This is a genomic window from Lactiplantibacillus sp. B652 (assembly GCF_023806745.1).
In the GTDB taxonomy this organism is placed as follows: Bacteria; Bacillota; Bacilli; order Lactobacillales; family Lactobacillaceae; genus Lactiplantibacillus; species Lactiplantibacillus pentosus.
This window is the reverse complement of record NZ_JAMSKY010000002.1, coordinates 362,518-384,057: the sequence shown is the minus strand read 5'-3', so window position 1 is coordinate 384,057 and position 21,540 is coordinate 362,518. Positions and strand designations below refer to the sequence as shown.

Sequence of the window (21,540 nt, the reverse complement as noted above, 5' to 3'; positions counted from 1 at the left end):
ACCTCCTTTAATGGACACTGCTAGTGAGCTGAGCTTGAATCGCGTTACGAGCAGCCACCATGTTCTTGAGGGCTGCCAGCGTTTCTGGTTCTTGACGGGTTTTGAGCCCACAGTCGGGATTGATCCAGAACTGGTGGGCATCGATGACTCGCAGTGCCCGTTGAATATTGGCTTCGATTTCAGCCACACTTGGGACGCGGGGACTGTGGATATCGTAGACCCCGAGGCCAATTTCCTTATCGTAGCCCGTTTGCTCAAAGGCACTGATGATTTCGCCGTGGCTCCGCGACGTTTCAATCGAAATGACGTCAGCATCTAATGCCTTGATGGTGTCGATAATGTCGGCGAAATTCGAGTAGCACATATGGGTGTGAATCTGGGTGTCATTTTGGACGCCGGTTGTCGTAATCTTAAATGAGTAGACCGCTTCGTCTAAGTAAGCCTGCCAGTGGCGCTGTTTGAGTGGCAAGCCTTCTCGAAGTGCAGGTTCGTCGACTTGGATGATCTTGATGCCTGCTTGTTCGAGGTTGTTGACTTCTTGCCGGAGCGCCAGGGCAATTTGATTTTGAACCTGGGCCTTTGGGATGTCATCGCGTACGAAGCTCCAGTTGATAATCGTCAGCGGCGCCGTCAGCATGCCCTTGACAGGCCGGTCAGTCAAACTCTGCGCGTAGACGGATTCAGCGACGGTAATCGGTTCGGTGTAAGCCACGTCGCCAAAGATTACTGGTGGCCGAACCCCACGTGACCCATAGGATTGGACCCAGCCGTTTTGAGTGGCGTAAAACCCAGTCAGTTTTTGACCAAAGTATTCGACCATGTCAGTCCGTTCAAATTCGCCGTGGACCAGGACGTCCAAACCGAGGTCTTCTTGCAACTTGATCCAGCACTTAGTTTCAGCGTGGAGGAAGGCTTGATAGTCGGCATCCGAAAGATTGCCTTTGCGCCATGCAGCGCGTTTCGCGCGGACCGTGGCACTTTGCGGGAAGCTCCCAATCGTGGTCGTTGGCAGTAGTGGCAACCGCAAGCGGTCGTGCTGTAGCTTGATCCGGGTCGCAAATGGGGCCTGCCGTTCAAATTTCTGATTTTCGAGCTGGGCCTCAGCTGCTCGAACGGCTTGATTATTCCGGTGACTGGATTGATTGAGCGCGGTTAAGTTGGTCTGGTTACGGTCAAATGAGGCTTGAACTGCATCGACGCCATGATTGGCGGCTTCCGTCAGCACGTGCAACTCTTGGAGCTTTTCGTCGGCGAAAGCCAGACCACCGAGCAGAACAGGATCGGCTTTCGTTTCATTTTTGGTCGTGATTGGCACGTGTAACAGCGAGTTAGCGGGTTGTAACCACAGTTGGTCGTCACTGACGATTTGGCGCAGTTGTTGCACCAGCTCGAGTTTGGCGTTCAGGTCGCTGGCCCAGACATTATGGCCGTCGATAATCCCAGCGGCCAAGATTTTATCGGCTGGAAAACCGTGTTGGCGCAGGTGGTCCAGGTTTTCACCGTGGTCGTGGACTAAATCGAGTCCCAGGGCCTGGACGGGTAGGTCAACGATTTGGTCATACAGGTCGAGACTGTCAAAATAGGTTTGTAATTCGATTTTTAGATCCGGCACAGCTGTGTGTAAGGCAGTCAATGCAGTGGTGTAGGGGCGGAGTTCGTCTGGCTGCGTCGTTTTGACCAGGGTTGGTTCGTCCAGTTGGATCCATTTAGCCCCAGCGTCCGCGAGTTCCTGGAAAACCTGCTGATAAAGTGGCAGGAGTTGTGGGAGTAATTCAGCGACTGCGGCGTCGTCCAAGTACTGCCCGTTTCGTTTGCCGAGTTTCAGAAACGAAACTGGGCCCAAGATGACGGGCTTGCCATCAATGCCTAATTCTTGCTTGGCTTCTTGGTAGTACCGCAACCAACGATTGTCGAGTAGTTTAAACGTGACATCGTCGAATTCTGGCACGATATAATGATAGTTAATGTTGAACCATTTCGTCATTTCAGCGGCGACCGCCGTATCCGTACCACGCGCAATCGCGTAATAATCTGGTAAATCAAGCGCCTGGTCAAAGTGACCGAAGCGCGTTGGAATGGCATTGAAGGCGACCAGGGTGTCTAGGACGTGATCGTAGTCGGAATTATCCGCGACCGGGATGTAGTCGACGCCTAAGTCACGTTGCTTTTTTAAATTAGCCAACCGTAATTTCTTGGCGTGGAAGGTCGCGTTGTCAAGCTGACCTTTCCAAAAATGTTCCAATAGATGTTTCCATTCCCGATGTTCCCCTAAACGTGAATACCCCAAATTGCTATTAATAATTGTCATCGCTGACCACTCCTTCTCATTTGCTCATTAATTTAAACAAAAAACGGCAACCTCATCCTCATTAAAGGACGAAGTTGCCGTTCGCGGTACCACCTTAATTCGCCAGCACCTCACGATGTTGACCTCAACCCGTACGTTTCATACGGTAGCTTAATAACAGCAGCTAACTGTCATCACCTAGCAAGTGCTCAGTGGTGCCGTTTGGAGGCCATTTTTCATCAGTCGTTTTCCGGTTTGGTTTCCACTATTCCAAACTCACTGCACGGGTAGCGACGATTACTTTCCTCTTCGGGACGTTTACGTGTTTTATGATTGATTAGAAAATACCACCGTTTACTCATTTAGTCAAATTATTTTTTAATGTTTTTAACATATTTTGTGTTAATGGACATTAAAGATGATTCAAACGTGCTAATTGTGGATTCTTGTTCGTCAGCCGATGCGCGCCATATTCCGACCTCCTGGGCCGGCTGACAACGCTGGAACAGGGCGGACATCGATTTGAACTTACGCAGAAAAGCACTGCGCAATTTCAAATACGAGTCTTCTTCTAGCCCGGGAAGACCACCCGGACAAGAAGAACTTCGCCCTTGAGCATTGTCCGGCAGTCCGGACAGTCGGGAAACCGCTCGAATGGCAGATGAACGGCCACCAATCTGGGTGCAACTGACCACTGAATACTAAGTGGCTGGTCCTTCAGGAAAACTTTCAATTTGTAATCAATGGTACTTAATGGTGTATGAGTACTGGGAAGATCAGTGGCATATGATTCACTATTCTAAATGCTAATAATTTCAATGGACACTAGTCTTGAAACTAGTCGATAAAATGGGCTTCGTTTATAACTTGAGCCTTTTTTATCTCAGGTAACCAGAGGAAATCCTGACAAATTCAGTGAAGTTACTTGTTAAAAGTACCGTATGCTAAGAACCAACGACTACTCCAATAAAAAGCTGAGTCCGTGCATATCTGCCTTTCGGATGCCATCCCAGAATGTCTGGAAGCTGGCATAGGACGCAGGTATCACGGAATGTTTACGGCAAGTAGCCTTATTTTCCAGCGGTTCTAAGCTGGTGATTTTTGAACTTAGGCTAATCATCCAAACCACATCAACTGCAATCCACGGGGTCGCAAATGAGCTAATTATCAATAGAATTATCGTCGATTTAGACCGGTTGTTAGGTTAATTAACGTATTTAATTAGTTCATACCGAACATCTCACGCTTGCCAGCGACCGTCTCGAAACTAAACTGAATCAGCCAGTTTTATAAAAATGAAAAAGTGCCACAATCCCCGATAAATCAGCGTTTTTAGCTATCACGACAATTCCAGTCATCTACATACAAACTGCTGCAACCTTCACGAAATCATCACATTTTTTTCGGGTTATGGTTATTAATTTTTACTGAAAAGTTGCTAGTATAGTTGGTGAGCCCACTAGCGAAGTATCAGAAATAAAATAAATAATGATGAGGATGATGAATTAATGAGTTTGTGGCAACGATTATTTAACCACCACCAACAGCCCAAGCAGGCAGTACTGATTCTGGGGAGCGGCCGATCAGGTACCTCAGTTATGACGAAATGCATTAATTTGATGGGTATTTCGTTAGGAACCGATAATTTATTGGCACCAAGCAAGAAAATCAATCCTAAAGGTTACTTCGAAAATAAGGACGTTATCAAAATTCATAAGTCCCTAGGAAGTCGCGTTCGTTATCGACCGGCTTTTAAGGGTTACTACGATAGTCCGAAGATCAAAAAAGATCGGGCGGACTTAACCAACTACCTCAAAAATTTCTTTGAAAACGAACAATATTTAGCGATCAAGGATCCACGGATGAATGATTACATCGAACTCTGGCAGCATGTCTTAGCCGACGTTGATGTCTTACCAGCCGAAATCGTGTTGTTACGGAATCCAATGGACGTGGTTCATTCGAACGAACGTGCTTGGCACCGGGATACGACCTTAGCAATGCGTCAATGGCAAGTACGGACGCTGTTATCTTTACGTGACAGTGACCGGACCCACCGAATCCTTGTGACGTATGAAGATTTGTTTGGTCAGACCTTAACGACACTCAAACGTATCGCCACCCAATTTGATTTACCATGGACCGACGATGAGGCCGCTTTGCAAGCTAAAATCGATGATTTCATTGATCCAGCCCTACAAAAGAGTGATAGCGGTGAGAGCTTAGCGGATTTTGAAGCGCGTACAGATGTGGAACCCGACGTTAAGGCACTTTACTTACTAGGTCGGCAAGCTGCCGCAGATCCGGACTTCTTTGCTTCAGAAGAATTCCAACAAAAGATCGATGAGATGACGGACCAATATCTGGCCGATTACGGTGCGTTATATCGGGATTTCAATGCCAAAATCAACAGTAAGACGTTCTTCGTCTTTGGTGAAGACCAAGCCCAAGTTGACCAAGTCAATGACATTTTACGCGCCAACCAAGTCAAAATGGTCGGCACTGAAGCCGACAGTCATGCCGTTGCCGAAGATTTGAGCGAGCGGTTAAATAATGAGACGTTGAACGTCAAAACTTATCCGTTAGATTACTTAGTCGTTGAGCAGAAGGAAGAACTCAACAATTATTTGCGTAAGAATGCCAAACGCGAGGCACTCTGGGGTATTGGCGATGCTAAAAACAACGAAATTGTCGAAATGTTGACCAATGTCAGCCGCGAACTGGGTGCCGACACCCATAACGTGGTGATTGCGGATGATTTGACGGCAATCGATGATCCACGAGAACTGCGGATTGCCATCCAACACTTGATTCGGACGCTACACGCCGTTGAACGGCCACCGTACCAAGTGATCATGGCTGACCAGTTAGCAGCTCCCGCGACTCAGGCGACGCTCAAGGCGTTTGTGGCCACAGAACCGACTAAGGCGGACCAGCCAACTGATTCGAAACCGGATGAAACATTCAAATTACGGACGCCAATCGATTTCCAGGAAGTCGCTGGCACATTGACTGCGCTATGTGAACAAGCCAGTCAGGATAGTACCAAACAAGCAACGTTAAATCATTTTGTAAGTGTTAATTATGATGAAATTTTAAATGTGAAAGGTGATCAATATGCAAACAGTGTACGGAATTAAAGCCCATGGTGGTAAGTTAATCAACTTAGAAGATTTTAGCGATGAAACACGGCAAGCAGCCGAACAATTACCAAGTTTGACCATCAATAATTGGAATATTTCTGATTTGGAATTGATCGGGATTGGTGGGTTTAGTCCACTGACGGGGTTCATGTTGAGTGACGATTACCATTCAGTTGTCAACACGATGCACCTGAAGAGTGGGGTAATTTGGAGTGTGCCGATTACGCTCGGTGTCAGCCAAGCAGATGCCGACCGGATCGAATTAAATAGTGAAATCGCCTTAAAGGGTGAAGATGGCATTATTTACGGGACGATGCGGGTTGAAGACAAGTACGTTCCTGACAAAGAACTTGAAGCTCAGAACGTGTATAAGACGACCGAAGAAGCCCATCCTGGTGTTAAACGCCTATACGCCAATGGTGACGTTTATCTGGGTGGCGCCATTAAGTTGCTCCACAAGCCAGACCACGGTGCCTTTAGTGACTACTACATGGAACCAATCGAGACTCGCAAGATGTTCCACGACTTAGGGTGGAAGCGCATCGTTGGTTTCCAGACACGGAACCCAATTCACCGTGCTCATGAATATATTCAAAAATTAGCCTTAGAAAACGTTGACGGCTTATTCTTGAACCCATTAGTTGGTGAAACCAAGGCCGATGATATTCCAGCGGATGTCCGGATGGAAAGCTACAAGACGATTCTGAAGTACTACTACCCAGAAGACCGAGTGCGGTTAGTCATTTATCCAGCTGCAATGCGGTACGCTGGTCCTAAGGAAGCCATCTTGCATGCCATCGTTCGGAAAAACTACGGCTGTACTGACTTTATCGTCGGCCGGGACCATGCTGGCGTTGGTGATTACTACGGCACATACGAAGCCCAAGAATTGATTTCATCCGTTGAAGATGAGATGGGCATGCACTTCTTCAAGTTTGATAACTCCTTCTACTGCAAGAAGTGTGGTTCAATGGCCACTCAAAAGACCTGCCCACACGGCGAAGAAGACCATATCTCATTAAGTGGGACTAAGGTCCGTAAGATGTTGGCTGATGGGATCGTGCCACCAAAGGAAGTTTCTCGTCCAGAAGTTGCCAAGGTCTTAATCGAAGGTTTGAAGCGGAAACGCGAACAGCAACAGGAGGTTTAATGAATGACAAAGTCAGAGAATATCACTTGGCATCATTCACAAGTTAGCAAGGAACAACGCCAAGCACTTAATCATCACAAAAGTGTCGTCCTATGGTTTACTGGGCTCTCAGGTTCAGGTAAATCCACGATTGCCAATGCCGTTGAAAAGGCCTTGTTTGACCAACAAATTGGTAGTTACGTCTTAGATGGCGACAATATGCGGTTTGGCTTGAACAGTAACTTGGGCTTTTCGGCTGAAGACCGGGAAGAAAACATTCGCCGGATCGGTGAGGTTGCCAAACTGTTCGTTGATGCGGGCGTCATTACTTTGACTGCCTTCATCTCACCATATCGGGCCGACCGTGATAAAGTTCGTGAGAACCTTGAAGCGGATGAATTCATCGAAGTATTCGTTGATACGCCGCTGGAAGTCTGCGAACAACGCGACGTTAAGCAGTTGTATGCCAAGGCTCGTCGCGGTGAAATCAAAGGCTTCACGGGTATTGATGCGCCATACGAAGCACCGCTCAACCCCGAAATTACCATCGACACTTCCAAACAACCGCTAGCGGATTCAGTCAAGCAAGTCCTGACTTACTTAGCTGATCACAACTACGTTAGCTTAGCGACTGCCGATGAAAACTAACGAAATCTTGACTGCTATCGTGCAATCAATCGCTAAAATGGACCGAATCTTGGTCTATCGTCATACCAATCCAGATCCCGACGCAATCGGGGCTCAGTTTGGACTGGTCGCACTATTAAGCGCGGCTTATCCAGACAAAACGGTGGTGGCGATGGCCCAAGTTCCGGGCCATTTGGCGTGGCTGCATGCCGACGACCAACCAGCCATTACGCCGCAGTCGACGGATTTGGTCATTGCAGTCGACTGTGCCAACCAGCAGCGATTAGCCGGTGATCTGCCGAGCGACGCATTTACGATTAAAATCGACCATCACCCCAATCGAGATCCTTATGGACAGCTGAACTGGGTCGATGAAAGTTACAGTAGTTGTTCGGAAATGATTTTTGACCTCGCAAAGAGTGACCCAGCCCGTTTTAACATCGATACTGCGATTGCAACCGATTTGTACGCCGGTATTATCGGTGATACGGTGCGGTTTTCAACGCCGGAAACGACGGCGAGGACACTGGCGATTGCGAGTGAACTTGCTGCGACTGGTATCGACATCGCTACTTTAAGTCACCATGAGATGGATTTGACACCTGCGTTGAGCAAATTGTACGGTTACGTCTTGAGTCAGCAAACGGTTGAAGCGAACGGTTTAGCTCACGTGGTGCTGCCGCGCCAGTTGTTCGAAAAGTGGGACATTAACTACGGGGATGAGGACGCGATCGTACCGCTGCCTGGGAATCTGACAACGGTCAAAGTCTGGCTGTTTTTCATCGAAACGCCAGAAGGCAATTATCGGGTCCATTTCCGCTCGAAAGCCATCAACGTGAACGGCGTGGCAAAGGCCTTCAATGGCGGAGGCCATCCGTTAGCGAGTGGGGCATTTGTGCCAGATTTAGCCTCGGCTGAGCAAGTCGTCGACCAAATGCGAGCGCAAGTGTTAGCACAAACCGCATCAGAGCAAGTATAATTAGGTTAATATTATAAATAAAGTAATAGGGTTGGTGAATGGTAAATGCGAAAGCGAAATTGGTTGATTGCGCTAATTGTCGTCATTGTGGTGGCAATCGGCGGTGGTTGGGGATATTACAAGTATCATCAATCTACGACGAATTCGACGACGACTAGCAAGGTCCGGTCGGCAAGTAAGACGAAGAAGGATATCAACACGCGTTTGGTCAAGACTGAAATCAAGGCCCAAGCGGGTGAGACGGCAACGCTCAAGAAGGCCGTCGCTAATAAGAATTACACGGTCAATAACATGTATACCAAAGTCAATCCGTACGGCGTTTCACCACTTTCGGCTAAGGTGATTTTCCACACGGATCAGGCGGCTAAAGTGAGTTATACCGTGGTAGGTAAGAGTGCCAAGACGTCAATCTCCAATACCATCAGTAAGTACTCGACGAGCCATGACTTGACGGTACTCGGGTTATATGCGAATACGAATAACCAAGTTAAAATCAAGGTAACGTACAAGAATGGGACGTCAACGACCAAAACGATTCGTTTGAAGACGGCCAAGTTACCTTCAGCGTTAACGGATTTCAAGATCAACGTTAAGAAGGCTAACAAACAAAAGATGGTTCTCGGTACTGGAAATTCGAAGTTGACCTTCATGGTTCGGACAACGATTTCTGGTAGCAAGCAGTCAAAGAACTTATCCTTTGGGATCGATGCCGATGGTAATATTCGGTGGTACACCACGCGGCCAACCTCACACATTTTCAAACAACTCAACAATGGACATTTACTCATTTGGACCAAGTCGAATGCTAAGAATTCATACTTCGACGAGTTAGTGGAAATGGACTACACGGGTAAAGTTTACAAGACTTACAAGTTTAACCATAAGGCTTGGGGCAAGGCTAAGGGTTCTAAGAAGCAGAACCATAACCAAGTCCACCATGATGTGACTGAGTTGCCAAACGGTGACTTGATTGCGACCGTTTCAGATGGTGGTCGGACTTATGTCGAAGATACCATGATCGTCATTTCGCATAAGACCGGTAAAATCACCAAGGTCATCAACATGAAGAATCTGTTACCGGCCAAGTTCTATACCAAATACAATGCCACTAAGTCGAATAAATATATGGGTAAGAAGGACTGGTTCCATCAAAACTCAGTTTATTATGACAAGACGGACAAGAGCCTGATTATTTCTAGTCGGAACCAAAACTTAGTCATGAAGATCGACTACAAGACTGAAAAGATCAAGTGGATTCTCTCCAGTAAGAAACGGTCGGCATGGCCGAAGTCTTACCGCAAGTACTTGCTGAAGGCCAAGGGTAAAATTGCCTGGCCAGGTGGTCAACATGCGGCGATTGTGGACCCATCGACCTTAGGTAACAAGGGTTCCTTGAATGTGATGATCTTCAACAATAATGTGGCGGTCGGGACGACTAAGAAGTCCTTGCAAGACTCTTCTGGTAAGTATTCCGAAGGTGTCGAATACCATATCAACGAGAAGACCAAGACTATTTCACAAGTTGGTGCTTATGGGAAGTCACTCGGTAAGAAGAACTTCGCGAATATCATTGGTTCGAACCGTTACTTGAGTGCTTCCAACCGCTTGATCGACTTTGGTTGGTTGAACAATGGTAAGTCGGCCAATATTATTGAATACGACCTCAAGAGCAAGCAACAAGTGTTTAACGTTGAATTGACAGGATTGCCAAGCGGTGGTTACGTCTACCGGGCAGAACGTTTCTCATTGTATCCAATGAAGCACGCTTATGGGATCAATGAGTAGTGTTAGGATTGACGAACTGATCATATAGCTAGTAAGTGCAGAATTGCAGCCTGGTTCACTAGGTGACTGGCAGTGATGTGAAGTTCATTCGTCACACAAATCTTAGATGGAAATAAGTTCCTCGCGGTTTTGGCGCGAGGGGCTTATTTTTTTGAGCCAAAGTTTGAGCCAAAGTTTGAGCCAAAGTTTGAGCCAAAGTTTGAGCCAAAGTTTGAGCCGAAGTATTCCACGTGAGCCCTGACTGGCGTGGCGAGCACCGTGCTTCGCTTGTAATCTTCACCATACCGAAAACGTTAATTAGTCTAAACCAATAAGTTAACAAAAAAGTCATAAATTCATCGCAAAATTATCTGAAAATCAGGAATTATTTCATACCGTAACGTAATTAAGTTCATATTCCAAGTCTAAAATGGTTCTTGTATTAATGAATGACTCGGTTTCTGAAGTGGTACCGGGGATGTTCAGATTACTGGAAAGAATAGAAATTAGCTGAAGCGGAGCGATGACGATGACCCTCAATATTGCAATAGTTTTAATTACGTTATTAGTATCATTTGTATTAATGGCCATGGAAATTACCACGCCTAACGCGGTCATCCTCTGTGCCCTGGCATTTTTGATGTTCGTGGGGATTCTATCGCCAACGGACGCCTTATCTGGATTTGCCAATGATGGGCTCGCGACAATCGCGTTAATGTATATTATCGCGTACGCCATCGCGAAGAGTAATTTGATTACTCGATTATTTGACCGGATTCTCGGTGATGGCCATAATGAAAAACGGTCGCTGCTGCGGCTGCTCGCCAGTGTCAGCGTGATTTCACCCTTCATGAACAATACGCCAATCGTGTCAACCTTGACGCCGATGGTTCAGCGCTGGACCAAGCGCAAGGGGATGGCGGTTTCTAAATTTTTGATTCCGTTATCGTACGCCACGATTCTGAGTGGGTTGTTGACGGTGTTAGGGACGTCGACCAACTTGGTGGCGCAGGGCTTATTATCGAAGTATAAATTGGCTAAGTTCGGGACGTTTGACCTAGCAATTGTGGGGATTCCAATCACAATTATTGGGCTGATTTACTTACTAACAGTCGGTTACCGGCTATTGCCAAGCTATTATGGCAGCAGTGTCGATGATGTGGCCGCTGAACCGAATGATTATTTGATTGAAATGTCGATTTCTGATGAGTTTGAACACTTGAATGAAACGGTGGCTGAAGCCAAATTACGGAACTTGCCACGCTCCTTTTTAGCCGCCATCAATCGGGGTGGACAGGCATCGTGCCGGTTGCGGATGATACGGTGTTACGACTCGGCGATCGCCTGTACTTTACTGGGACCTTTGATTGCATCAACGATTTAATGAATATTAAGGGATTGGTCCCGAGTACTCAGAAAATTAATTTGGCAGATATTACCAACGAACGGGCGCGGTTAGTCGAAGTTTCGATTCCTGACACTTCGAGTTTAGTCAACCAAAGTATCAAGTCCGCCCGTTTCCGGAACGTCTTCGGTAGTGTCGTCGTTGCAATTCGGCGGAATGGCGTCAATCTGGAAGGTCGGCTCGGTTGTATTCGGCTCAAAGGTGGCGACAACCTGGTCATGATTACAACGAGTGACCAGGATGAATTGGCGACTTTGAAAGACTTGCACGTCTTCAACTCACAACCCGTCCAGTCCCGCAAACATACCTACAAAGACTTTTTACCGATTTTCTTGTTAGTGGCGACGATTGTCGTTTCAACGACGGGGATTATTGATTTATTCGTTGGTTTGGCCGCATCATGTGTGGTGTTATTCCTGACGAAGTGTGTTTCAATCAGTGACATTGTTAAGGCGGTCGATATGAACGTGCTGTTCCTAGTCGCAAGTAGTTATGGTCTAGGATTAGCGATGTCCAATGTCGGTGCCGATAAGTTCATTGCAAAGTCGCTAGTTGCCATTACCGGTAACGCATCACCAATCATCTACATGTTTTTGATCTACTTTGTCACGAACTTCCTGACAGCTATTTTATCCAACGCGGCGGCGCTCTCGTTAATGTTTCCAGTGGTCGTGTCGGCCGCCAAACTGGAGGACCTGCCCGTTATGATGTTGGTCATGCTGATCACGATTGCGGCGACGGCAGACTTTTCGACGCCAATCGGCTATCAGACTAACTTGATTGTGTATGGACCTGGTCATTATAAATTTACTGATTACTTCAAAGTTGGGATTCCACTGAACTTAATCTGTATGGTCGTCTGTGTCTTCGTTTCGTATTACTATTATATGGTGATACTGTAATTTTGACGTTAATCTGCGGCATGAAGTTTGGCTGCCGCGAGTACAAGTGACTAATTGAATAAAATCTGATTGCGTTGCTCGCTGGATGCGGATGACGCGTTGATCAGAGAAACTAAACTAAACGCAAGCGTGCAGAATTTCTGGACGCTTTTTTGCGTTGAATAGGGTGTCACGGTGGAAAGACGGGGGATGTCGTGGTAGGAATACCAAAACGAGTGGCCCTGGGTACCATGCGATGATGGCAGCTGGGGCGGTTCTGACTGCCAGTCGCTGACTTGATTATCCCAAGTCGGAAGCCCCAAATAATTGCGAAAATAAATTATTTAATTTTTAGGGAACAAACCACTAGTATTCTAAAACCAAAGTTGATATACTAGCAAAGTTTGCTTGATTGTTTGGTCAACAGGAAAACGATTACAAGCAGGCCATCTTAATTAACGAAAGGAGTGCGGAAATGAACGATTTAACAAAGGGGAAACCGTTAAAATTAATTTTCTGGTTTACAATTCCATTACTAATCGGTAACATTTTTCAGCAATTTTATAGTTTGTCAGACACGTTGATCGTTGGTCAGACACTTGGGGTCAAAGCCCTAGCAGCTGTCGGGTCAACGGGGAGTGTCCAGTTCTTGATTATCGGGTTCGCGCAAGGCTTGACGGCCGGGCTGTCGATTTTAACGGCGCAACATTTTGGTGCCCGTGATTTTAAAGCAGTTCGGCGGAGTTTTGCCATCAGTATCGTGGTCAGTCTAATCGTCGGTATTATTTTGACGGTACTGTCACTGATATTTGTGGACCATATTTTGTTGCTGATGCAGACGCCAACGGATATTATCGCGGACGCCCGAACCTTCTTACAAATCATGCTCGGCGGGATGTTAGCCCCGATTGGTTTTAACTTGTTGTCAAACATCATTCGCGCACTCGGCGATAGTCGGACACCGTTGTGGTTTCTGATTATCAGTGCCTTAATTAATATTGGCCTCGAATTACTGTTCATTCTGGTCTTTAAGTAGGGCATCGCCGGTGCTAGCTGGGCCACTATTCTGGCACAAGCGATTGCGACTTTGATGTGCGTGGTGTATATCATGGTCAAGGTGCCAATTCTGCACATTGGCTGGCGCCATTTCAAGCTAGTCTGGGTAGAAGTACGGGCACATTTGAACGTCGGTTTACCCATGGCGTTTCAAATGTCGATCATTGCGATTGGGACGATTGTCTTGCAAGCTGCTCTGAATAGTCTCGGAACGAACTCTGTGGCTGCAACGACTGCCGCTCAAAAAATTGACCAATTGGCGACGCAACCGCTGATGTCGTTTGGGGTCACGATGGCGACCTTTGCGGCTCAAAATTACGGCGCCCACAAGTATGAACGGATTATTACTGGTGTCAAACAAACGATGTGGCTGTCGGGGAGCTTTAGTGTCGTTGCTGGTCTGATTGAAATTATCTGGGGCAAGCAACTGGTCGGCTTCTTCGTTGGTCATCAAGATGTGGCCGTCCTGAACTTGTCGCAGACGTATTTCAACGTCATTGGGAGTACTTATTTGTTACTGTCGATGCTCTTCATTATGCGTAACACGCTTCAAGGTCTGGGTCGCAGTGCGATTCCGACACTGGCCGGGGCTGCGGAATTATTTATGCGGGTGTTCGCTGCTTTGATTTTGGTTCGACTGCTCGGTTACGCCGGGGCATGTAGCTCGGAGCCACTAGCCTGGCTGGGCTCGTGTGCAGTACTTTTGCCGGCGTACATTAAGTCCGTTCGTGATTTGCGGCGTCAAGAACGCATGACGACCGTGGTCGCTGAAGAACCGACGCCTATTTTGGCAGATTCAGACAAATCATAATTAAGACTTGCAACAAGCTAGATTTTTTGATAATATTTGTTATCAATTTTATTTTAAAAGTTTCTGGATAGGTCGCTAGCAACAGTGAACTAGCGGCACACCAAGAAGGGTTAAGGAGTTTAACACATGGCCGTAGAATTAAAAATTGGCGATTATGTCGCCGGTAAAAAGTTTGCTTCACTAGAACACGATTTCAAGGGTGAAATTGAAAAAGTGTATGAAAATTCAGTTTTGATCCTCATTAAAGAATTTGAAAAAGCTGACGAACCAATCGTCAATGAGTACAACCACCGGGCCGTTGTTCGTAAGGAAGACGCTAAGCTCATCAAGGCGGCACCAAAAGCCAAGGTTGTTCCTCAAAAAGAAGACTAAAAAATTTATAAATAACCATGACAACAGAAAAAATGTATGCTATACTAATTTCTGTTGTTAAATGCGGGTGTAGTTTAGTGGTAAAATTCAAGCTTCCCAAGCTTGCGTCGCGGGTCCGATTCCCGTCACCCGCTTTGTAGTTAACTTCGAGGTTGAAATGGCCTTTGCTACAAGCTCCTCACTTATGGTCCGTTGGTCTAGTTGGTTTAGGACGCCTGCCTGTCACGCAGGAGATCACGAGTTCGAGTCTCGTACGGACCGTAATTTAGACAAAAACGTGTCGTTTGACGGCACGTTTTTTTGTTGGAATCAATCTCTGATGGCTGGCCTCACTTTATTTATAAAAGTCTGGTACGGTCGGTTGCTGATTTGCACTGACATTCTGGCCAATTTGGATGAAAAGAGGAGAACTCGATGAATTTTACAACAATTGCTTTTGATCAGTTAACGGTGCGTCAATTGTATCAAATCTACAAGCTACGAGTGGCAGTCTTCGTCGTTGAGCAGCACTGTCCGTATCAAGAGGTCGATGATACCGATTTGACCGCTTGGCACCTACTGGGACAGGATCAACAGGGGCACTTAATTGCATACGCACGCTTGATGCAGGAAGCGAATCATCAGGCCCGCATTGGTCGAGTGTTGACGAATCCGGACTTTCGTGGTCAGGGTGCCGGCAAGCAATTGGTACAGCGGGCGCTTGAGCAGGTCAATGCGTTATGGCCGGAAACGAGTCAGGTCAATATCCAGGCACAACACTACTTGGACCGCTTCTATCGTCGCTTTGGCTTTGAACCCGTTTCAGCAGTCTATCTGGAGGACGGTATTCCGCACCAAGACATGGTTTTGAAGTTACGCTAGTCAAATGCAATAAATTCTGTTATACTAACGCATGGTAAAAATTTACACGTCTAATGAGAAAGAATAGTACAGTAACGGGTCAGCACAGCGAATTCGGGATGATGGAAGCCGAATCTGAGCCATATTGGAAGCGCGCTTTTGAAGACGACAATTCGATAATAAGTGGATGCAATATCAATTAGAGTGGTACCGCGGGAACATCTCGTCTCTTACATGTTATAAAAATATGTAGGGGACTTTTTTTGTCCCGCCACGCAAGTCAAGGAGGACAATATGGATTACAAACAACTCGTTACGGCAGCCTTAGCGCCTGCCTTACCAGATTTCACTAAGGAAGCGATTTTCGAAAAACTCGAACAACCAAAGACTTCCAAACAAGGTGATTTGGCCTTTCCAACTTTTACGTTGGCTAAGACGTTACACAAAGCACCACAGATGATTGCCAGTGACATCGTCGAAAAGGTTGACGACACTGATTTTGAAAAGGTCGTTGCCATGGGCCCTTACGTCAACTTCTTCTTCAAGAAGGATGCGTTTGCGGCCGATATTTTAGGCCAAGTACTGAGCGCTGAATGTCATTTTGGTGATAGCAAATTAGGTGAACAGGGGCAAGTGCCAATTGACATGTCATCACCAAACATCGCCAAGCCAATCTCAATGGGCCATTTACGCTCAACTGTGATTGGTAATTCATTAGCCAATATCTTAAGTAAGTTAGATTACCAACCCGTTAAAATCAACCATTTGGGCGACTGGGGCACGCAATTCGGTAAGTTGATCACCGCCTACAAGATGTGGGGGAGTGAAGCCGAAGTCAAGGCTGACCCAATCAATAACTTGTTGAAGTACTACGTGCGGTTCCATAAGGAAGATGTTGATCACCCAGAAATGGACGATGAAGCACGTGAATGGTTCAAAAAGTTGGAAAATGGCGATGAAGAAGCGACTAAGTTATGGTCATGGTTCCGTTCTGAATCACTGAAAGCTTTCAAGAAGATTTATCAACGGTTAGACATTGACTTTGATTCCTTCAAGGGTGAAGCCTTCTACAACGACAAGATGCAAGAAGTTGTCGATATCTTGGAAGACAAGCACTTGTTGCAAGAAAGCCAAGGTGCTGAAGTTGTTGATTTGAGTAAATATGACCTAAATCCAGCCCTGATCAAGAAGTCTGATGGGGCGACGCTGTACATCACCCGGGACTTAGCTGCCGCAATTTACCGGAAGCGGACTTATGATTTCGTTCAATCCCTCTACGTCGTGGGCAACGAACAGACGAACCACTTCAAGCAATTGAAGGCCGTCTTGACCGAAATGGGCTTTGACTGGGCGGATGAAATTCATCATATTCCATTCGGCTTGATTACTTCTGGTGGTAAGAAGCTGTCAACGCGGAGTGGCCGGGTCATCTTGTTAGACAAAGTCTTAGATGATGCCGTTTCGTTAGCACATGAACAAATCGAAGCCAAGAACCCTGATTTACCTAACAAGGATGAAGTTGCGGATGCAGTCGGAATTGGCGCCGTCGTATTCCATGACTTGAAGAACGAACGGATGAACAGCTTTGACTTCAACTTGGAAGAAGTCGTTCGTTTTGAAGGTGAAACTGGTCCTTACGTGCAATACGCACATGCTCGGGCTGAAAGTATCTTACGCAAAGCCGGTAGTCCTGAAATTGCGACGACTGACCAAGCGTTAGCAGATCCTGCTGCCTGGGATACGCTCAAATTATTGAGCGAATTCCCAGCCACGGTCGTTCGGGCAAGTACAGAATACGAACCATCAGTGGTTGCCAAGTACGCCATCCACTTGGCAAAGGCCTTCAACAAGTACTATGCCAACACCAAGATCTTAGTCGAAGATGATGACTTGAATGCACGGCTTGCACTGGTCAAGAGTGTCAGCATCGTCTTGAAGGAAGCCTTGCGCTTACTTGGGGTTAAGGCGCCTGACGAAATGTAAATTATAACTAACGATTAAACGAGCCGCTCCGGGAATGGAATAAATTCTTGGGGCGACTTTTTTTGCTCACGGTTCGCAGTTGGTAGGGCTAAATTCGATGACTGTGACCACTCTTTTGGGGTGTCATTCTGGTAAAGTTCAGATGTTGCTTGTATTTGATACGGTCATTCGCATTAGCTACAGTTAGCGTAGAACGTGGCCGGAGTCGTTGCGATGCTTGGGGACAGGTGATACTGTTGCTGATTAACGACTGGTTAGCGCTGCCTGATCTGCCACAAATAGCGGATGCCACGCCAAGCGCTGATAATGACGACTAGCGGCCATGCCAGTAGTTGCAGGCAGCCGTGAATAATGAAAGCGACGGTGATACCCATCAAGTCATCTTGATAGTCATTTTTAGCCAGTAACATGTCGCGGCTGATGACCGGATTGAGTGCGTTGTGATAGATTTCGGTGAGACTCTGATGGTCGCCAGTCGTTTGGCGTAGTGATTGGGAAGCGGCGGAGACTAGTTGAAACGGGTGGCGGGTGAGTTTAGGTGCTAATGCCATCAATAAGGGATGTGCAACGAAATAGGCACTGAGCAGATAACCATTGACGAGTGTCCAATGAAACTTAAACTGACCTGTCGGTGATGCCGTCACGGCATACACTGCGATAATCGTAAATAACGCACACCGAATGTAGTCAGCACCTATGAGCATGACTAATTTCTTCATTGTGAGTCATCTCCTTGCTTAATCTGGTGTTTGGCTTGATTATAGCGAATAATTGGCGCTTGGATTGCCTCAATTCCTTAATAAGGCAAGTTTCGATACCAAATAGTTCTGCGACCGTTTCGAGTGACCGGGTGGTATTCTGAAGGATAATTCGAAAAGCCATATTGGGGGCCTGGTGATGAGTTATTTGGAACTAACAAATATTCATAAAAGTTATCAAATCGGTAAACAAAAATTTGACGTTTTAAAAGGTATCAATCTGCAATTTGAACTGGGTGAATTTGTGGCGATCGTGGGCGAGTCCGGCGGCGGTAAGACGACATTGGTGAATATCATTAGTGGTTTGGACCATGATTTCGCCGGGACAGTCCGGATTGCGGGACAGTTGCTGGATTACCACCACGAGAAGCAGCTTGACCAATATCGGCGTGAGGTGATCGGCTATATTTCGCAGTCATACAACTTGATTGCCCATCTAACGGTGCTCGAAAATGTGATGCTGGCGCTAGACATGACCAAGCTCAGTCATGGGGAACGACTCCGACGCGCACATGAGTTACTGGCGCAAGTTGGTTTGACCGCCCAAATCAGGAAGTATCCGCAGCAACTTTCTGGTGGGCAAAAACAACGGGTCGCGATTGCGCGGGCACTGGCTGGCGACCCGCAGATACTGATTGCAGACGAACCCACGGGTGCGCTTGATGCGGACAACACGGCCGAAGTGATGGCGATGCTTCAGAAAATCGCCCAAGATGGCCGTTTAGTGATTTGCGTCACCCATTCTCAGCGGGTGGCTCACGCCGCTAGTCGGATTGCCGAACTCAACGATGGTCACATTCAACCACAATCGAATGCAAACGGACAACAGCAAGCTTCACCTGTGAGCGCTGGTGCGGCAGCGGACGCCGGTTCACCCAAGCAAGCCCAGCCGATAGTTCGCCAACAGTTGCCCGCCCGACCGTTGCCTTGGCACGTCTCAGTCATGATGGCATTTAAACACATGCGCCATACTTGGACGTGGAATACATTAATCGTCATCGGGACTGCGATTGGATTGTTTGCCGTGATGCTCTTTAATGGTTTAGGAACAGGAATCAAGGGCTATATCAACCATGAGATGAACGCATTAGTGGATCCGCAGTCAATCATGGTCATGCATCAGGCCGATAATGCTAAGGATCAAGAAGAACAAGCTGCGGCGGTCTATGATCCCGCAGTGGCTGGCGGAATCGCCGCGCGGATGCCAGTGTTTACGGGGCCTCAGCTGACTGCGTTGCGGGACCTAAAACATGTGACTACTATTGAACCAGGTATTTCAGCGACGAACGCGACGATCGCCATTAATCAACAGAAATTTGCGGCGCCAGAACTCACGACTTGGACGAGTGATGAATCAACCCGTAATTTGAAAGTGGGCCACGTTCCAGGTAATAACCAAATTGTCCTCGATAAATCGTCGATTGCCCAGAAGTGGTCGGCAACCAAGTGGCGACAATTAGTTGGCCAGCCGGTATCGGTTAGTTATCAGACCTTCAATCTCCAAGGAAAGCCAGTGACAATTAGTCGTACACTGACTGTTGCCGGTATCGTCGATAGTTCCTCAGAAGTCGGAATCAATGCGCTTAATTACCAGACGATGCAATCGATGCGGGCCGCTGCCAAGGTTTCGACCCAGCCAACGTTTGTTACGGCCCGAATTACGAGTCGGATGCAGAACCAGGCAGTGGTCAACGAAATTAATCATCTGACGATTGATGGTAAACGGCCGTTTGCCGCGACGAGTATTTCCGCAACGCTGGATTCGTTCAATACTTACGTTAATATTGCCACCGCCGTTTTAGCGGCGATCGCAGGCATTTCATTGGTTGTTTCCGCACTCATGATCATTGTAACTATGTTCATGTCGGTCAGTGCCCGCATGAAAGAAATTGGTATTTTACGGTCGTTGGGTGAACGACGGCGGGATATTCGACGCTTATTTACCAGTGAAGCCTTAATGATTGGATTAATTAGCGCCACCATCGCAACGGGCCTGTCGTACGTTGCTGCACGGGGCTTGAATCATATGCTAGCCAAATTGACAGGGGGCTATGCATTGGTTCAAATTCAGTTCAGTAATATTGTGGTTGTCTTTATTCTGGCTATCGTCATTGCTTGGTTAGCCGCTATTTTGCCAGCACGGCGAGCCGCACGGGCAAATCCAATCAAAGCCTTGTTAAGTGAATAAGGCTTCGATTGAAATGTGCAGCTCGAATGTCACAAAGCTATTCTATAAATGATGGCTTTCACATTAAATTGTTATCTTAGCTCAACTAGTGTGACTTGCTGGCTGAGCTGATTTTTTTAACGATATCTTTCGCATCTTACGTGACAACGTCTCAGGTTATCGTGAGTTTTCATTACTTTATCAAGCTAAAATTAGGTGACCAGTGGTTGCTAAATGTCAATGAACGACTCTGGTTGTGCTGCTAGTTAGTTAATTGATAGAACAAATTATTATTAGTAAAAACTAATTTTTGCTCGAAATATTGACATTTTATAAATTGAATTGCAATTGTTTAAATTGTGTACGGCTGATTTTGAAGATTTGAGAGTCTAGGCAAAACCGTGTCTTGACAGCTAATCTGACGGGAACAGTTGTTTTGATTTTACTTGTTCAGCGAGTGAATTAATTCGCCAACAAACTTATCAGTGACTTCTCATAAAAAGCCCGAAATTCCCCCATTTGTACATGCAAAATACTAGCAATTACAAGTCGCTGCGGTTATGCTGTTGGTGTAAATTAAGTGAGGGAGGTTATTACTTTGAAGAAACAACCGCATACACTGGTTATCGGTGGCACGCAGCCAGCCAGCGGAAAAAGTTTGCTGACGCTTGCGTTAGCAAATGTACTGACGAATTGGGGCGCCACGGTCACGGTTGTACAATGTGACTACCATACAGCAACGTGGACGACGATCAATGGCCGTTCGAGCCACGAGTGGCAAACGGACATCCAAACGGCAGCGGAACTTGATGAATTTTGGTTGGCATTGCAAGGGATTCAAAGCGACTATTTACTAGTTGATCTCGCTTCAAGTGGTCCGACACACGACAATTATACCTGGTTATGGAATGAATGTTGGTTACCACTAGCCCAACAAATTATTTTGACCTATTCTACTGAAACAGACGTTAATACATTGTTGTACCAAGATTTAGGCGCATTACAATTCAGCATGGAATACACGGTAACCAATCCCAAAATCTACACGGTTTTGAACCAATACCCGGCACCAGTGGCAGTTCGGCGGCAGAGGCCTGTGGCGGAGTTAGTCCCATTTCACCGGCAGTTTCAAACCCGACACGCTGAATTTGCGGCCCTGGACCTGCAACCCCTAGGAATGTTAGCGGATGCGCGCAAACATCCAGAGCAGGTCCTGGCAGACGCCACTCAGATTTTGACCAAATTAGTAGCTTAATCCTTTTAAAACCAAACGACACGCGCTGTGAAGAGCAACGGGTGCTTTTTTGTGTCGTGTGGGGCGTCGGTGTACCCCAAAAA

At 46.7% G+C, this 21,540-nt stretch carries 14 protein-coding genes, 2 tRNA genes, 1 pseudogene and 1 other annotated feature; of the genes and pseudogenes, 15 read left to right on the top strand and 2 right to left on the bottom strand.

What is annotated here, in order from left to right:
* Nucleotides 1-7: 7 nt before the first annotated feature.
* Entirely contained in the window at nucleotides 8-2,308 is a 2,301-nt protein-coding gene (gene metE / locus MZO40_RS04460) for a 5-methyltetrahydropteroyltriglutamate--homocysteine S-methyltransferase (protein ID WP_252133126.1), read from the bottom strand.
* A gap of 61 nt (nucleotides 2,309-2,369) precedes the next feature.
* Nucleotides 2,370-2,609: a binding site (T-box leader), on the bottom strand.
* A 1,186-nt stretch (nucleotides 2,610-3,795) separates the two neighbouring features.
* Here metE and MZO40_RS04455 point away from each other — a divergent pair.
* The 13 genes and pseudogenes from MZO40_RS04455 to argS all read left to right on the top strand — a co-directional run bounded on the left by MZO40_RS04455 (nucleotide 3,796) and on the right by argS (nucleotide 17,277).
* Nucleotides 3,796-5,427: a sulfotransferase family protein gene (locus MZO40_RS04455; RefSeq protein WP_122217868.1), complete on the top strand. Its 1,632-nt coding sequence runs from the start codon at nucleotides 3,796-3,798 to the stop codon at nucleotides 5,425-5,427.
* Nucleotides 5,405-6,580 (top strand): sulfate adenylyltransferase, encoded by a 1,176-nt coding sequence (gene sat, locus MZO40_RS04450; protein WP_003638412.1) that lies wholly within the window; start codon nucleotides 5,405-5,407, stop codon nucleotides 6,578-6,580. Before MZO40_RS04455 ends, sat begins: the two co-directional genes overlap by 23 nt.
* 3 nt (nucleotides 6,581-6,583) lie before the next feature.
* Nucleotides 6,584-7,207, top strand: a complete 624-nt coding sequence (gene cysC / locus MZO40_RS04445) for an adenylyl-sulfate kinase (RefSeq protein WP_003638413.1) — start codon at nucleotides 6,584-6,586, stop codon at nucleotides 7,205-7,207.
* A complete protein-coding gene (locus MZO40_RS04440) occupies nucleotides 7,197-8,165 on the top strand; it encodes a bifunctional oligoribonuclease/PAP phosphatase NrnA (RefSeq protein WP_122217869.1) in 969 nt (322 codons plus the stop codon). Before cysC ends, MZO40_RS04440 begins: the two co-directional genes overlap by 11 nt.
* Before the next feature lie 45 nt (nucleotides 8,166-8,210).
* The gene (locus tag MZO40_RS04435; RefSeq protein ID WP_105961908.1) at nucleotides 8,211-9,950 is read left to right on the top strand and encodes an aryl-sulfate sulfotransferase; all 1,740 of its coding nucleotides are present in this window, start codon (nucleotides 8,211-8,213) and stop codon (nucleotides 9,948-9,950) included.
* Nucleotides 9,951-10,458: 508 nt separating this feature from the next.
* Nucleotides 10,459-11,313, top strand: a complete 855-nt coding sequence (locus MZO40_RS04430; protein WP_252133125.1) for an SLC13 family permease — start codon at nucleotides 10,459-10,461, stop codon at nucleotides 11,311-11,313.
* Nucleotides 11,232-12,236, top strand: coding sequence for an SLC13 family permease (locus tag MZO40_RS04425; RefSeq protein WP_252133124.1), 1,005 nt, complete (start codon nucleotides 11,232-11,234; stop codon nucleotides 12,234-12,236). Before MZO40_RS04430 ends, MZO40_RS04425 begins: the two co-directional genes overlap by 82 nt.
* Nucleotides 12,237-12,690: 454 nt before the next feature.
* Nucleotides 12,691-14,082 (top strand): annotated as a pseudogene (locus MZO40_RS04420) (MATE family efflux transporter).
* A 126-nt stretch (nucleotides 14,083-14,208) separates the two neighbouring features.
* Nucleotides 14,209-14,454, top strand: a complete 246-nt coding sequence (locus tag MZO40_RS04415) for a hypothetical protein (RefSeq protein ID WP_003638418.1) — start codon at nucleotides 14,209-14,211, stop codon at nucleotides 14,452-14,454.
* Nucleotides 14,455-14,517: 63 nt separating this feature from the next.
* Nucleotides 14,518-14,588 (top strand) — tRNA-Gly (locus tag MZO40_RS04410).
* 52 nt (nucleotides 14,589-14,640) lie between these two features.
* Nucleotides 14,641-14,715 (top strand) — tRNA-Asp (locus MZO40_RS04405).
* 153 nt (nucleotides 14,716-14,868) lie between these two features.
* Entirely contained in the window at nucleotides 14,869-15,315 is a 447-nt protein-coding gene (locus MZO40_RS04400) for a GNAT family N-acetyltransferase (protein WP_088769708.1), read from the top strand.
* A 273-nt stretch (nucleotides 15,316-15,588) separates the two neighbouring features.
* Nucleotides 15,589-17,277 carry an arginine--tRNA ligase gene (gene argS / locus MZO40_RS04395; RefSeq protein ID WP_105961906.1) on the top strand — a complete coding sequence of 563 codons (1,689 nt, stop codon included), beginning with the start codon at nucleotides 15,589-15,591 and terminating at the stop codon, nucleotides 17,275-17,277.
* A gap of 254 nt (nucleotides 17,278-17,531) precedes the next feature.
* On the opposite strand, the gene MZO40_RS04390 is transcribed toward argS, so the two are convergent.
* Nucleotides 17,532-17,996, bottom strand: coding sequence for a hypothetical protein (locus MZO40_RS04390; protein WP_105961905.1), 465 nt, complete (start codon nucleotides 17,994-17,996; stop codon nucleotides 17,532-17,534).
* 178 nt (nucleotides 17,997-18,174) lie between these two features.
* Here MZO40_RS04390 and MZO40_RS04385 point away from each other — a divergent pair, with 178 nt between their 5' ends.
* Both MZO40_RS04385 and MZO40_RS04380 read left to right on the top strand, forming a co-directional pair.
* Nucleotides 18,175-20,223, top strand: a complete 2,049-nt coding sequence (locus MZO40_RS04385; RefSeq protein ID WP_105961904.1) for an ATP-binding cassette domain-containing protein — start codon at nucleotides 18,175-18,177, stop codon at nucleotides 20,221-20,223.
* A gap of 577 nt (nucleotides 20,224-20,800) precedes the next feature.
* Nucleotides 20,801-21,457 (top strand): hypothetical protein, encoded by a 657-nt coding sequence (locus MZO40_RS04380; RefSeq protein WP_050340002.1) that lies wholly within the window; start codon nucleotides 20,801-20,803, stop codon nucleotides 21,455-21,457.
* The last annotated feature ends 83 nt before the right edge of the window (nucleotides 21,458-21,540 follow it).

Bases quoted from the DNA above. Each gene is read 5' to 3' on its own strand.
- sat (WP_003638412.1), top strand. From the start codon at position 5,405: ATGCAAACAGTGTACGGAATTAAAGCCCATGGTGGTAAGTTAATCAAC.
- MZO40_RS04400 (WP_088769708.1), top strand. From the start codon at position 14,869: ATGAATTTTACAACAATTGCTTTTGATCAGTTAACGGTGCGTCAATTG.
- MZO40_RS04455 (WP_122217868.1), top strand. From the start codon at position 3,796: ATGAGTTTGTGGCAACGATTATTTAACCACCACCAACAGCCCAAGCAG.
- argS (WP_105961906.1), top strand. From the start codon at position 15,589: ATGGATTACAAACAACTCGTTACGGCAGCCTTAGCGCCTGCCTTACCA.
- cysC (WP_003638413.1), top strand. From the start codon at position 6,584: ATGACAAAGTCAGAGAATATCACTTGGCATCATTCACAAGTTAGCAAG.
- MZO40_RS04390 (WP_105961905.1), bottom strand. From the start codon at position 17,996: ATGAAGAAATTAGTCATGCTCATAGGTGCTGACTACATTCGGTGTGCG.
- metE (WP_252133126.1), bottom strand. From the start codon at position 2,308: ATGACAATTATTAATAGCAATTTGGGGTATTCACGTTTAGGGGAACAT.
- MZO40_RS04430 (WP_252133125.1), top strand. From the start codon at position 10,459: ATGACCCTCAATATTGCAATAGTTTTAATTACGTTATTAGTATCATTT.
- MZO40_RS04415 (WP_003638418.1), top strand. From the start codon at position 14,209: ATGGCCGTAGAATTAAAAATTGGCGATTATGTCGCCGGTAAAAAGTTT.
- MZO40_RS04435 (WP_105961908.1), top strand. From the start codon at position 8,211: ATGCGAAAGCGAAATTGGTTGATTGCGCTAATTGTCGTCATTGTGGTG.
- MZO40_RS04385 (WP_105961904.1), top strand. From the start codon at position 18,175: ATGAGTTATTTGGAACTAACAAATATTCATAAAAGTTATCAAATCGGT.
- MZO40_RS04440 (WP_122217869.1), top strand. From the start codon at position 7,197: ATGAAAACTAACGAAATCTTGACTGCTATCGTGCAATCAATCGCTAAA.